The sequence below is a fragment of the Sulfitobacter litoralis genome, from assembly GCF_900103185.1.
In the GTDB taxonomy this organism is placed as follows: Bacteria; Pseudomonadota; Alphaproteobacteria; order Rhodobacterales; family Rhodobacteraceae; genus Sulfitobacter; species Sulfitobacter litoralis.
Genome location: NZ_FNJD01000037.1, coordinates 1 through 13,060 on the forward strand (window position 1 = coordinate 1; position 13,060 = coordinate 13,060).

13 protein-coding genes are annotated in these 13,060 nt (G+C 55.2%); 12 read left to right on the plus strand and 1 reads right to left on the minus strand.

Annotation, left to right across the window (positions count from 1 at the left end; all coding sequences use genetic code 11):
• The 12 genes from BLQ98_RS17375 to BLQ98_RS17430 form a co-directional block, all read left to right on the plus strand.
• Positions 1 to 232, plus strand: a 232-nt coding sequence (locus BLQ98_RS17375) for an integrase core domain-containing protein (protein WP_208596097.1), incomplete at its 5' end; no start/stop codon positions are given.
• Positions 233 to 616: 384 nt separating this feature from the next.
• Complete coding sequence (locus tag BLQ98_RS17380) at positions 617 to 1,894, plus strand: flavin-containing monooxygenase (protein ID WP_093734460.1); 1,278 nt, start codon at positions 617 to 619, stop codon at positions 1,892 to 1,894.
• A 57-nt stretch (positions 1,895 to 1,951) separates the two neighbouring features.
• The gene (locus BLQ98_RS17385) at positions 1,952 to 2,368 is read left to right on the plus strand and encodes a RidA family protein (RefSeq protein ID WP_093734461.1); all 417 of its coding nucleotides are present in this window, start codon (positions 1,952 to 1,954) and stop codon (positions 2,366 to 2,368) included.
• 4 nt (positions 2,369 to 2,372) lie between these two features.
• The gene (locus tag BLQ98_RS17390; RefSeq protein ID WP_093734462.1) at positions 2,373 to 3,047 is read left to right on the plus strand and encodes a DUF1028 domain-containing protein; all 675 of its coding nucleotides are present in this window, start codon (positions 2,373 to 2,375) and stop codon (positions 3,045 to 3,047) included.
• 15 nt (positions 3,048 to 3,062) lie between these two features.
• Positions 3,063 to 4,559 (plus strand): aldehyde dehydrogenase, encoded by a 1,497-nt coding sequence (locus BLQ98_RS17395; protein ID WP_093734463.1) that lies wholly within the window; start codon positions 3,063 to 3,065, stop codon positions 4,557 to 4,559.
• Positions 4,560 to 4,588: 29 nt separating this feature from the next.
• A complete protein-coding gene (locus tag BLQ98_RS17400) occupies positions 4,589 to 5,515 on the plus strand; it encodes a LysR family transcriptional regulator (RefSeq protein ID WP_093734464.1) in 927 nt (308 codons plus the stop codon).
• Positions 5,516 to 5,616: 101 nt separating this feature from the next.
• Entirely contained in the window at positions 5,617 to 7,686 is a 2,070-nt protein-coding gene (locus BLQ98_RS17405) for an oxidoreductase (RefSeq protein ID WP_093734465.1), read from the plus strand.
• Positions 7,687 to 7,718: 32 nt separating this feature from the next.
• A complete protein-coding gene (gene argE, locus BLQ98_RS17410) occupies positions 7,719 to 8,879 on the plus strand; it encodes an acetylornithine deacetylase (RefSeq protein WP_093734466.1) in 1,161 nt (386 codons plus the stop codon).
• A gap of 154 nt (positions 8,880 to 9,033) precedes the next feature.
• On the plus strand, positions 9,034 to 10,125 hold the full coding sequence (locus BLQ98_RS17415; protein ID WP_093734470.1) for an ABC transporter ATP-binding protein: 1,092 nt from the start codon (positions 9,034 to 9,036) through the stop codon (positions 10,123 to 10,125).
• Positions 10,125 to 11,054 (plus strand): ABC transporter permease, encoded by a 930-nt coding sequence (locus BLQ98_RS17420; protein WP_093734467.1) that lies wholly within the window; start codon positions 10,125 to 10,127, stop codon positions 11,052 to 11,054. Before BLQ98_RS17415 ends, BLQ98_RS17420 begins: the two co-directional genes overlap by 1 nt.
• Complete coding sequence (locus BLQ98_RS17425; protein ID WP_093734468.1) at positions 11,054 to 11,863, plus strand: ABC transporter permease; 810 nt, start codon at positions 11,054 to 11,056, stop codon at positions 11,861 to 11,863. Before BLQ98_RS17420 ends, BLQ98_RS17425 begins: the two co-directional genes overlap by 1 nt.
• A 19-nt stretch (positions 11,864 to 11,882) precedes the next feature.
• On the plus strand, positions 11,883 to 12,770 hold the full coding sequence (locus BLQ98_RS17430; RefSeq protein WP_093734469.1) for an extracellular solute-binding protein: 888 nt from the start codon (positions 11,883 to 11,885) through the stop codon (positions 12,768 to 12,770).
• On the opposite strand, the gene BLQ98_RS17435 is transcribed toward BLQ98_RS17430, so the two are convergent.
• Positions 12,767 to 13,060 (minus strand): transposase (locus tag BLQ98_RS17435; RefSeq protein ID WP_208596098.1); only part of this gene is annotated, 294 nt, incomplete at its 5' end. The genes BLQ98_RS17430 and BLQ98_RS17435 overlap by 4 nt on opposite strands.

Here is a 13,060-nt window from a genome sequence, read left to right on the forward strand (position 1 = left end):
CATGAAGAACCGGGTTCTGCTGGAAAACTACTACCTGCCAGGCGATCTTGAGCGTCAGATCGGGGCCTTCGTCGAATACTACAACAACCAGCGCTACCACGAGAGCCTGAACAACGTCACGCCAGCCGACGTCTACTTTGGCCGCGACAAAGCCATTCTGAGGGAAAGGGAAAAGATCAAGAAGCAGACAATCCGCCAACGTCGCTTGCAACACCAAAAACAAGCCGCATAATCAACTACACATACGAGCCAGAGCCTCCAATGCTCAAACCGCTCTGATGCCCCATTTTATATGACGACGGACACTTTCCAATACTAATGATGAGGCTATGCGTCTGGAGGTTTCTTGATGAGTTTCCCACACCATAGGAGAAGGGAAAAAACTTCCCGATCACTACGGGAACCCATAGTACTTCCGATAGCTTAGGCAGAGCCGAACCCACGGTGAGATATACGTTTGTTTCAAGTCAGCTGATTAAATGAAATCTTCAGGGAAACTGATGCGCAGGACCATTGAGTTTGTTTGAGGGGCGGTCACAGGGCTTCTTCGCCGGTGGGTGCCCCGCCAGCCAAACTGTTCTCTGCGTATGTCAGGCCATTTGGAGAGGATGCGGACATGCCGGTCGAAAAAATAAACACTCTTGTTGTAGGTGGTGGTCAGGCTGGCATCGCCATGAGCGAGCACCTGAGCAAAGCTGGCATTCCACACCTTGTCCTTGAAAAGAACCGTATTGCTGAGCAGTGGCGCACGGGGCGTTGGGATAACCTTGTTGCCAATGGCCCTGCCTGGCACGATCGATTTCCGGGGATGGAATTCAAGGGCGTAGACCCTGACGGGTTTCCCGCTAAAGAGGCCGTTGCAGATTATTTGGTCGATTACGCCGATATGATCAACGCGCCGACACGCGCGGGCGTCGAGGTAACCAAAGCCGAACGCATTGCCGGGGCAGGTGGGTTTCGTGTCGAGACTTCGGCAGGGGTGATCGAGGCAGAGAATATTGTCTGTGCGACCGGCGCTTTCCAGAAACCGGTTATCCCGCCTGTAATTCCTCAAAATGCCGACGTGGTTCAGATGCATTCCTACGATTACCGCAATCCTGACCAGCTGGTTGAGGGCGCGGTGATGGTTGTAGGTGCGGGCTCCTCGGGGGGACAGATTGCGCGCGAGCTGATGGAAGCTGGTCGCAAGGTCTATTTGTCTGTGGGCCCGCATGACCGGCCACCACGGTCCTATCGTGGGCGTGACTTCTGCTGGTGGCTCGGGGTTCTGGGCCTGTGGGATGTATCCGCCATGGCACCGGGAACTGAGCATGTGACGATTTCCGTGAGCGGTGCCAAGGGCGGCGAGACTGTTGATTTCCGCAAGCTCGCGGTCGGTGGCATGGCACTTGTTGGTCGGACCGAAAGTTTTGCGGATGGCGTGGTGAAATTTGCGCCTGATCTTGTTGATAACGTCGCGAATGGGGACGCGAATTACCTCGGGATGCTGGATGCTGCGGACGCCTATATCGAACGCACCGGCATCGATCTGCCGCCCGAGCCAGAGGCGCGGGTTTTCATGGATGATCCTGATTGCATGACCAATCCGCTGGCAGAGCTGGATCTTGCCGCAGCCGGTGTCTCGACAGTCATTTGGGCAACAGGGTTTGCGCGCGATTATAGCTGGCTCAAAGTTGATGCGTTCGACGAGCAGGGCGCGCCCAAGCACCAGCGCGGTGTATCGGTCGAGCCGAATGTCTTTTTTCTGGGGCTGCCCTGGCAGTCGCGCCGTGGGTCGTCGTTTATCTGGGGGGTGTGGCATGACGCAAAGCACCTTGCGGATCATATCCATACCCAGCGTAAGTATTTGGATTACCATAACACCACGATTGCAAAGCAATCCCAGACCGCATGATATCACAGGCGGCCGCCGCCACACCGAATTCACAGCAATAGATCGGACAGCACTCAAATGGCCCATACCCGTATCCGCAAGTTCAACACATCCGATACCTATCCCGAACAGAACCTCGACAATGATCTGTGTCAGGCCGTGGTGACGCGGGGTGGCAGAACTGTCTATCTTCGCGGCCAGTGCCCGCAGAACCTTGATGATGCGAAGGACATCGAAAGCCATGATCCGGTCGAGCAGACCCATAAAGTGATGCAAAACATCAAGCAGCTGATCAAGGAGGCGGGCGGACAGATGGAGCATCTTGTAAAGGTCGTGGTCTATATTACCGACGTGCGTCACCGCGAGGCCGTGTACCGCACGATGGGCAAATACATCAAAGGGGTGCATCCGGTGTCGACGGGGCTGGTGGTACAGGCCTTGGCGCGTCCTGACTGGCTGGTTGAAATTGACGGCACCGCCGTCATTCCGGATTAAGCATATGACATTCTCATTGGTCGCCCGTTGTGCCGAAACTGGAATGTTCGGTTTGGCAATATCGTCGTCTTCGCCTGCCGTTGCGGCGCGTTGTTCGTTTGCGCGTGCCGGGGTTGGTGCCGTTGCATCCCAGAACGTGACGGACCCGTCATTGGGGCCAGCGACGCTGGATCTGATGCAGCGCGGCATGTCGGCGCGCGACGCTGTTGATGAAGTCATTCGCGTCAGCAACTTCACCGAATACCGGCAGGTGATTGCCATCGACAAAGATGGCTCCACAGCAATTCATTCCGGTCCCAATTCGCTGGGCATCTGGACGCAAGCCAGCGGCTTGGATGTGGCATCAGGGGGCAATTTGCTGGCCAATGATACTGTCCCGCAGGCCATCGTTGACGGTTTTGTCTCTGCCAAGGGCCACATTGGCGATCGGTTGATCGCCGCGATGCGTGCGGGGCTGGCAGCGGGGGGCGAAGCTGGGCCGATCCAATCCGCAGGCATGAAGATCGTCGATAAGGTCAGCTGGCCGGTTGCCGATTTGCGGTGTGATTGGACCGAGGACTGCCCCATCGAAAATATCGCGACGGCCTGGGAGGTCTATAAGCCCCAGCTCGAGGCTTACATCCAGCGGGCGTTGGACCCGCGCGAAGCGCCGTCCTACGGCGTGCCCGGCGACGCATAGAAAGAAAGTTCAGATATGCTTGATCACACATTCGACGATTGGAAATCCCGTGCGGCGGCCCTGCAGTTTCGTAATCAGGCGTTCATTAATGGGAAATTCGTCGACGCCGCTTCCGGCAAAACATTTCAAAGCATCAACCCCGCGACCGACGCCGTTTTGGCGGACGTTGCTGAATGTGATGCCGAGGATGTAGACCGTGCGGTAAAGTCGGCACGCAAGGCGTTTGAGGCGGGCAGCTGGTCACGGGCGGAGCCCGGACATCGCAAGGCGGTTATGCTGAAATTGGCCGATCTAATCCGTGAGAATCTTGAGGAAATGGCGCTGCTCGACAGTTTGGACATGGGCAAGCTGATTACGGATGCGGTGACGGTCGACGCGCCGGGGTCGGCTCATTTTTTTCAATGGTACGCAGAAGCCATCGACAAGATTTATGACGAAGTCGCCCCAACCGGCCCCGGTGATCTGGCCTTGGTGCGTCGTGTCCCGTTGGGCGTTGTGGGAGCGGTGACGCCCTGGAACTTCCCACTGGATATGGCCACATGGAAATCCGCTGCCGCACTTGCTGCTGGTAATTCTGTCATTTTGAAACCGGCGGAACAATCGCCGCTTTCTGCGTTGCGGCTGGCAGAACTTGCGTCTGAGGCGGGACTGCCTGACGGTGTCCTAAATGTGGTGCCGGGATATGGCGCTACGGCAGGTAAGGCACTGGGATTGCATATGGATGTGGATTGCCTCGCCTTTACGGGCTCCACCGCGATCGGCAAGGTCTTCATGCAATATTCTGGTCAATCCAACCTGAAACAAGTCTGGCCCGAAACCGGCGGCAAAAGCCCAAATCTTGTGTTTGCCGATTGCGATAACCTTGATGCGGCGGCTGACATGGCGGCTTTTGGGATCTTCTTTAATCAAGGCGAAGTATGCTCGGCCAATTCGAGGCTATATGTTGAACGATCTATCAAGGATGAGTTTGTTGAGAAACTGATCACGCGTGCCCAGGGGATGCAGCCGGGGGATCCGCTTGATCCATCTTCAAAAATGGGGGCGATCGTCGACAAGGCTCAGACCGAAGGCATCATGCGCTTTGTCGAAGAGGGCAAGAAGACGGCCAATCTGGTAACCGGCGGTCAGCAGGTGGCGGTGAATGGAAAAGGGTCGTTCGTGCAGCCCACGATCTTTGACGATGTCTCGCATGACGATCCCTTGGCGCGTGACGAAATATTCGGCCCGGTCCTGTCGGTCATCCCATTCGACGATGAGGCAGACGCGGTGCGCATGGCAAATGACAGCATTTACGGGCTGGCGGCGTCGGTGTGGACGGACAACCTGAGCAGGGCCTTGCGGGTGTCGGACGGGTTAATGGCGGGCACTGTGTCGGTTAACACGGTCGATGCATTGTCGGCAATGACGCCCTTTGGCGGTATGAAACAGTCGGGTTTCGGTCGCGATTTGTCATTGCATTCACTGGACAAATACAGCGCACTCAAGACAACATGGATAAAGTATCAAACCTGATTTAGGCCACAGCGGAAGGGAAAGCTGACATGCCGCTGCGGTTCACATTGCGACAACTTGAGTATTTTGTTGCCGTGGGGGAGTTGGGATCGATTGCGCAAGCCGCTGAACAAGTGAACGTATCGTCGCCGTCGATCTCCGCAGCGATCACCCAGCTGGAAAAAGAATTCGGCCTTCCCCTGTTCGTGCGTCAGCACGCGCAGGGGTTGTCGTTGACGCAGGCGGGCCGGCGCATGATGGAGCAGGCAACGCATATCTTGCAGGAATCGGATTTGCTTGTTGATTTGGCAGGCGACATTTCGGGAACCGTGCGTGGTCCCTTGAACATCGGGTGTTTGGTGACCTTTGCGCAGGTTGTATTGCCGTCGGTCAGGCGCAGTTTTGAGCTTGAGTTTTCAGAGGTGCGTGTGCGGCAGGTTGAGCTGAACCAAGCTGAGATATTCAGTGCGCTGCGTCGTGCAGAGATTGATGTGGCTCTGACCTATGACCTCGATTTGCCAGCGGATTTGGTGTTCGAAGGGCTGCTCGAATTGCCCCCTTACGTCATGGTTGCGCCGGATCATCCCTTGGCCGAAAACACCTCGGTTTCCCCGGTAGAGCTTGTTCAGCACCCCATGGTTCTTCTGGATTTGCCATTCAGCTCTGAATACTTTCTGTCGTTCTTTGCGGGCCTTGATATCAAGTCGCAGATCGCGGAGCGCACCAAAGATATGGCCGTGATGCGCAGTCTTGTAGCGAATGGGTTCGGCTATTCCATCGCGAATATTCGCCCGTTGAATGATCTGTCGCCGGATGGAAAGCCATTGCGGTTTATTCCCTTGCAACAACCTGCGCGGCCCATGCGGATGGGTCTTTTGATGCCCACGGACGCAGAGCGCGCAAATGTGATCCGTGCCTTTGTCAAGCATTGCAAAGATCAACGTTCTGCGGATGGCTTTCCGCATTTGACTGTTTAGGCGCGGCTTAGCCTTTTCCTAACCTACGATTTTGCAAGCACGTCTTTCGGGTTATTGCGGGTACGCTATCTTGACCCCATCCAGCATCTGAGGAGGCGAAATTGCGCGATTCACGTTACGATATCCTGTTTGAACCAATGGCCATCGGCCCAGTGATCGCCAAGAACCGTTTTTATCAGGTTCCTCATTGTAATGGCGGTGGATATCGCGATCCTTCGGCTGCGGCAGAAATGCGCGGCGTCAAAGCCGAAGGTGGTTGGGGCGTGATCTTTACCGAGCAGTGCGAGATGCACCATACCTCGGAAATCACACCGTTTATCGAGTTGCGCCTATGGGAAGACAAAGACATTCCCATGCTGCGCAAAATGTCCGAGCGGATGAAAACGCATGGCGGTTTGGCAGGTATCCAATTGGCCTATTCGGGCATCAACGGGCCGAACCTCTATTCCAAAGAGGTGCCTCTGGCCCCGTCTGCAATGCCGATCCGGACCTTTACCAATGATCCTGTCCAGGCGCGTGCGCTTGATAAAAGCGACATCAAGGATTTGCGCCGTTGGTTCGTAAATGCGGCGAAGCGATCCAAGGATGCGGGGTTTGACCTGATCTGCCTATACGGCGCGCATGGCTTCGGGATTTTCCAGCACTTCCTGAGCCGCGCCACCAATCAGCGCAGCGATGAATACGGCGGCAGCTTGGAAAACCGCGCGCGGTTCGTGAATGAGGTCATCGGTGACATCAAGGACGCTGTTGGTGATACGATGGGGATCACCCTGCGGGTCAGCCTTGATGAAACCATTGGCGATCTTGGCTTTTCCAATGCCGAAGTGCGCGATTTTATCGAGATGAACAAAGACCTGCCTGATCTGTGGGATTTGGCCCATGGTACCTGGGAAGATTGCTCAGGCCCGTCACGGTTCAAGGAAGAGGGCGCGCAGGAGCAATTGGTGCGCGGAATTCACGAATTGACTGACAAGCCGATTGTGGGGGTTGGGCGCTTCACCAGCCCCGACGTCATGACCAAGATGGTCAAAACTGGCACGCTTGATTTCATCGGCTGCGCGCGTCCTTCCATCGCTGATCCATTTCTGCCCAAAAAGGTGGAAGAAGGCCGCATCGAAGACATTCGCGAGTGTATCGGTTGCAACATGTGCATCACAGGCGACATGACCATGTCGATCAGCCGCTGCACGCAAAATCCGACCTTCATGGAAGAGTGGCGCAAAGGCTGGCACCCCGAAACGATGAACACCAAGGGCGATAGCAACAACGTATTGGTCGTTGGGTCCGGCCCTGCTGGGCTTGAGGCCGCATGGGCGCTGTGTCGCCGTGGTTATGATGTTGCCGTGGCCGAGGCCAAGACCGAAATTGGTGGCCGTGTTGTGCGCGAAGCCAAACTGCCGGGCCTGTCGGCATGGGGTCGTGTCGTGGATTATCGGCAGTACCAACTGTCGCAGCGCGCCAATGTCGATATCTACCTCGAAAGCGAGCTGGACACCGACAGCATACTGGAATTTGGCTTTGAAAACGTTTGCATCGCGACGGGCGCGAAGTGGCGCGCCGATGGCGTTGCGCGGCAACACGTTGTGCCGATGCCCATCGCAGCGGGGGCTAAAATTTATACGCCGGACGATCTGATGGATGGCACGATCCCCCAAGGCAAAGTCATCGTGTTTGATGATGACCACTATTACATGGGCGGCGTTCTGGCCGAGCTTTTGGCGAAAAAGGGTGCAGATGTTACTTTGGTCACGCCTTCGGCCTATGTGTCTGATTGGACCAATAACACCCTCGAACAGATCGCCATTCATCCACGTCTGGTGGACGCGGGTGTGGAGATCGTGCTGAACCGTGGGATCACCGAAATTCACGCCGGCCACGTTGTCAGCAACTGCGTCTACACAGATCGCACCAAGCAGTTTGAATGTGATGCTGTGGTTATGGTTGCATCGCGCAAAGAGGAAAACGCCATTTTCGATGGCCTGAAGGCACGCGAGGCCGAATGGGCGGATGCTGGTATTAAGTCAGTCAAGATCATCGGCGACGCAAACGCACCCGGCCCCATTGCATGGGCAACCTACGCGGGCCATCGGTATGCCAGAGAGCTGGACAGCGACGACATTGGCGATGCTTTGCCGTTCCGCCGTGAAATCACGGAACTGGCGCTGGATTGAGCCATTGAACCAATAGGGGCGCAGGTCAGAGCATGACGCAGACTTTGGACATTCTTGAGCGATTAATTGGCTTTGATACGGTCAGCGCCAACTCGAATCTTGCGCTGATTGACTATGTTCAATCATTTTTGGCAGATCGCGGGTTTCAGGTGCATCATGTGCCTGACGCCAGCGGCCAAAAGGCGGGGCTTTTTGCGGTGCTTGGTCCGGTTGGTAAGGGTGTGATGTTGTCTGCGCATTCTGATGTTGTTCCGACTAAGGGGCAGAACTGGACGCGCGATCCCTTTCGGCTGTATGTGGACGACGGTCGTGCCTATGGGCGCGGCACCACGGATATGAAAGGATACCTTGCCAGCATTTTGGCGCTGGCCGACCGTGCCTCGCGCACAACGCTGGTTGAGCCGCTCAAGATTGCGTTGTCTTATGACGAAGAGATTGGCTGTGTCGGTATTCAGCATATGATCGGGGATTTGGAGCGTACAATTGGCGCCCCGCGAGCTTGTTTTGTGGGCGAGCCGACTGAAATGCAGGTTGCTGTTGGTCACAAGGGTAAGGCGGCATTGCGTGCCGTTTTTCACGGGCAAGGCGGCCATTCCGCGCTGGCTCCCAAGTTCCTGAATGCGTTGCATATTGCGGGTGATTTTCTTGCTGAACTGCGCAAGATCCAAGATACGCTGGCGATGGTCGGCGCGCGCGATGATGCCTATGACATACCTTATTCTACGGTTCATGTCGGCCAAATTTCAGGTGGAACCGCACTGAATATTGTGCCCGACAGCGCGGAAATGATATTTGAATACAGGCATTTGCCCGCCGATCTGCCGCAGGGCATTCTTGAACGCATACAAAACGGCGCATCTAAGGTATTGGCACCGTTCCTGCGGCATTTTCCGGATGCCGCGATCGAGATTGACCCCTACAACGCATATCCCGGCCTGGACGTCCCATCAGGTGCCGAAGTCGTCGCGTTTGCGCAACATTTGGCGCAAACCAATGGAATAACCAAAGTGGCCTTTGGCACCGAGGCCGGGTTCTTTGACGCATTGGACATCCCGACAGTTGTTTGCGGGCCCGGTTCTATGGAAGGGCAGGGACATAAACCTGACGAATTTATAACGCTTAAACAGTTGGCCCTATGTGACCAGATGATGGATCGGCTGCTTGGGGATTTGAGTGGCGCAACCGACAGCTAAAACCACTTTTCAAACTGATGAAACTTTGGTCGCGCCAGCCTGAATTTGTTGCCAGCCTTAGACTGAGGCTAAGCAACGCTAAGAGACACAGTTCTTAGAGAATTCAGCACTCATTCGTATGCTTTCCTTAATCAAGCTCTATGGGGAAGTTGCCATGTCCGAAAGCAGGGAAATCGCGATAGATGTGCGTGCCGCCGTAAAGCGGTACGGGGATTTCACGGCGCTGAAGACGATCTCATTGTCGATCTACGACAACGAGTTTTTCACGCTTCTTGGGCCTTCTGGCTGCGGTAAAACCACATTGCTGCGCATGATCGCCGGTTTTGAGGACGTCACCGAAGGCGCGATATTCCTATACGGTGATCCGATTGCAGACTTACCCCCCAACAAGCGCCCCGTGAACACGGTCTTTCAGAATTATGCGCTGTTTCCGCAGATGACGATCCTCGACAACGTGGCTTTTGGACTCGAGATGCGGGGACAATCAAAATCCCAAGCGCGCAAAGCGGCCGGTGAAATGCTTGAGCTGGTTCAGCTCTCTCAATTTGCGGCGCGCAAGCCATCGCAGTTATCCGGCGGTCAACAACAGCGGGTCGCACTGGCGCGGGCCTTAGCCCCCAAGCCCAAAGTTTTGCTGCTGGATGAGCCGCTCTCTGCACTTGACCTGAAGCTGCGCAAGGCCATGCAACTTGAGCTGAAGCACCTTCAACGGGAAACTGGAATTACCTTTATCTTTGTCACGCATGACCAAGAAGAAGCGCTTACCATGTCTGATCGCATAGCGGTCATGTCCGCGGGTGAGTTGCAGCAACTGGGCGAAGCCCGCGACATCTATGAGCGTCCCCGCAACATGTTTGTTGCCGATTTCATCGGAGAGACGAACCTGCTTGAGGTGTCCGTTGATGCGATCAACGCGGGCCGCGCGACCTGCCACCTCGGTGGTGGTCATGAGCTAAGCTGCAACTCGGTAGAGGGTGTCAACGTCGGGGCAAAGGTCCATATGTCCGTCCGCCCTGAGCGCCTATTCATGTCAGAGGGGCCGACCGATTCCGAGGGCCTAAAAGGCACCGTGCGCGAGAATATTTTCGTGGGCACGGATATTTCGACCCTGATTGATTTGGATGACGGTCCGAAGTTTATCGTGCGAACTTCGAATTCCGATCGTGGCAACAAGCGTATTTTTGAGCCTGGCAACGAAGTCTACGTCAATATGGAGATGGAGGCAGCCCGCCTTCTGGTTGACTGATGGCGGGCGGAGCAGCAAGCGGCGGCAGCGCATCCACAGACACCTACAAAGAGGCCCGCAACTGGTTGTTGCTGCCTGCGTGGGCGTATCTGGGGGTTTTCGTTTTGATTCCGGTCATCATGATGTTGGTCTATTCCTTCCTGACCAAGGAATTCCGCGGCGGGGTGGTTTGGGAATTTAGTACCGCAGCTTACGATCAGTTCTTCTTTGACCGCGGCCTATTCGGCGATGAACCAGCCAAGATCGAGTGGACATACATCACAATATTCTGGCGGTCGATCTGGCAGGCCGCGGCGGCGACTTTGCTGGCTTTGGCGATCGGATTTCCAACCGCTTATTTCATTGCAACACGCCCTGAACGCGCCCGGCCAATGTGGGTTTTCCTGATTACGATCCCTTATTGGGTCAACCTCTTGATCCGAACCGTTTCGATGAAGTTTATGTTGCGTGACACAGGCCCATTGAATGACGTCCTGATCGGTATCGGGCTGATCAATGATCCGATTTCCATCATAAATACCAACTTTGCGGTGCAACTGGGGCTGTTCTATTCCTACCTGCCATTCATGGTACTGCCGATCTACGCCAGCGTTGAGCGCTACAACTTCAGCCTGAGCGAAGCGGCGGCTGACCTTTACGCCTCAAAATGGGTCACGCTTAGGCGCATCCTGCTACCAGCAGTCAAACCCGGCGTCATTGCGGGCTGCATCTTGGTGTTTGTTCCATCAATGGGATCATTTCTGGCCCCCGATCTTTTGGGCGGTGCTAAGAATTTCATGATCGGGTCTCTGATCGAGGAACAATTCAAAGGCAATGCTGGTAACTGGCCGTTCGGAGCTGCCGCGTCGATGGTTCTGCTATCGATGGTCCTGATCATCCTGATGATATTTGCGCGCCAACAAGCCAAGGCCGAGAAGGAGGTCAGCTGATGCGCCGTTCAAAATATGACATCAAAAGCCTTCCGGGTTTCTTTGGGATCACCATCCTGTGCCTTTTTATCCTCTACGCGCCGCTGGTGGTGGTGACTGTTTACTCGCTGAATGACAGCAACTCGATCACCAACTGGGAAGGTGTCAGCCTTCGCTGGTACGTGGATGTGTTCAGCGGACACGAAAGCCAGAAGTTCAAAATCGCGGCGTGGAATTCCTTTACCATCGCCATCATCGCGGCCACGGTTGCCACGACGATTGCAACTCTGGCCGCGACGGCGATGGTCAGAGGCGGCAAGTTCAAGCTGCGCACAGTTTCGTTTGGCCTGATCAGTCTGCCGCTGATGGTGCCCGAAATTGTGCTGGCCGTTGCGACGCTGATCTTCTTCAATTCTGTCGGTTTCACGCGCGGATATGCGACAATTCTGATCGCGCATATCGCGTTTTGTATCCCCTTTGCGTATCTGCCGATTTCTGCGCGGATGCAGGGCATCGACGATAGTTATGAACAGGCCGCGCAAGACCTTTATGCGACCAAACGGCAGGCCTTTACCCGCATCCTGCTGCCGATGATGATACCGGGCATAATCTCCGGATATCTGCTCGCTTTTATCGTGTCATTGGACGATTTCATCATCACCAATTTCGTCAAAGGCGCAGGCGTAGAGACCCTACCGACCGCGATCTTCGGCTCGGTGAAGCAGGGCATAAAACCCAACATCATGGCAATTTCCACGATGTTGCTTGGCGTCTCGGTCATTCTCGTAACGATCTCGTACTTCGTAAGCAAAACCGACAACAAAAAATAATCAACAGATGGAGAGAACAATGACAAACCTGCTGAAATCCAGCGTCGCGGCACTTGCACTTGTCACGGTAGCATCTGCCGCTGCCGCAGATGGAAAAGTGGTCGTGTATCACTGGTTCGAATATATGCCGCAGGAATTGGTCGACAAGTTCACGGCCGACACAGGCATCGAAGTTGTCATGGACACCTACGATTCCAATGAGGCAATGCTGGCTTCGTTGAAGGCGGGTGGCATGGGCACCTATGACGTCTCGGTTCCTGGCGATTACATGGTCAAGATCATGGCGAGCGCCGGAATGCTGGACACAATCGCCGAGGGCGAATTGGCCAACAAGGGCAGCATTTCAGCGGAATGGGCTGACCCCAGCTTTGACCCTGGTCGCCAGCATTCGGTCCCCTATCAGTGGGGCTCTACCAGCTTTGCGGTGAACCGCGATGTATTTGTAGGCGACATCAACAACACTGACATTTTGTTTAACCCGCCAGCCGAATTGCAGGGCAAGATCAATGTGCTCGACAGTCAGGGCGAGGTCATGGCGATGGCGGCGCTGCATATGGGCATCCCCCAGTGCACGTCAGACCGTGACCAACTTAAAGCACTGAATGCGATGCTGTTGAGCGCCAAGGAAAGCTGGGTGTCGTTCAACTCTGACACAGCAAAAGAGGTTCTGGTGTCCGGTGATGCGGCGGCTGGCATGATCTATGATGGGTTCAGCGCCAAAGCCCGCGCAGAGGGTGCGAATGTTGAATATGCATTCCCGACACAGGGTTACATCGCGTGGATGGACAATGTCGTCTTGTTGAAAGACGCACCAAACCGGGAAAACGCGTTGAAGTTTATGGATTTCTTGTTGGTCCCTGAAAACGCGGGAGTGTGCGTAATTTTGTGCCCTGGCGCCTTTAGTTAAGCCATGGGAAAGCGTTCTTCGAACATAATGGCGAGTTGGCTTTTAACGCGGTGCCATTCACGCACAGATCGCTTCCACTCGACGGAAGTAGCATTGAGGGCCAAGTAGATCAACTTCGCCGCCGCTTCATCGCTCGGGAAGTGGCCGCGGGTTCGCACCGCACGCCGGATTTTCGAGTTCAAAGCTTCTATGGCATTCGTCGTGTAAATAAGTCGGCGCACTTCGGGCGGGTAGTCGAGAAACGGGATCACCTCGTTCCAGGCTCTGCGCCAGCTCGGTGCGATGGCCGG

What these genes read in the sequence shown, in the direction of transcription:
- BLQ98_RS17380 (WP_093734460.1), top strand. Translation starts at nt 617, where the DNA reads ATGCCGGTCGAAAAAATAAACACTCTTGTTGTAGGTGGTGGTCAGGCT.
- BLQ98_RS17390 (WP_093734462.1), top strand. Translation starts at nt 2,373, where the DNA reads ATGACATTCTCATTGGTCGCCCGTTGTGCCGAAACTGGAATGTTCGGT.
- BLQ98_RS17425 (WP_093734468.1), top strand. Translation starts at nt 11,054, where the DNA reads ATGCGCCGTTCAAAATATGACATCAAAAGCCTTCCGGGTTTCTTTGGG.
- BLQ98_RS17430 (WP_093734469.1), top strand. Translation starts at nt 11,883, where the DNA reads ATGACAAACCTGCTGAAATCCAGCGTCGCGGCACTTGCACTTGTCACG.
- BLQ98_RS17420 (WP_093734467.1), top strand. Translation starts at nt 10,125, where the DNA reads ATGGCGGGCGGAGCAGCAAGCGGCGGCAGCGCATCCACAGACACCTAC.
- BLQ98_RS17415 (WP_093734470.1), top strand. Translation starts at nt 9,034, where the DNA reads ATGTCCGAAAGCAGGGAAATCGCGATAGATGTGCGTGCCGCCGTAAAG.
- BLQ98_RS17400 (WP_093734464.1), top strand. Translation starts at nt 4,589, where the DNA reads ATGCCGCTGCGGTTCACATTGCGACAACTTGAGTATTTTGTTGCCGTG.
- argE (WP_093734466.1), top strand. Translation starts at nt 7,719, where the DNA reads ATGACGCAGACTTTGGACATTCTTGAGCGATTAATTGGCTTTGATACG.
- BLQ98_RS17385 (WP_093734461.1), top strand. Translation starts at nt 1,952, where the DNA reads ATGGCCCATACCCGTATCCGCAAGTTCAACACATCCGATACCTATCCC.
- BLQ98_RS17395 (WP_093734463.1), top strand. Translation starts at nt 3,063, where the DNA reads ATGCTTGATCACACATTCGACGATTGGAAATCCCGTGCGGCGGCCCTG.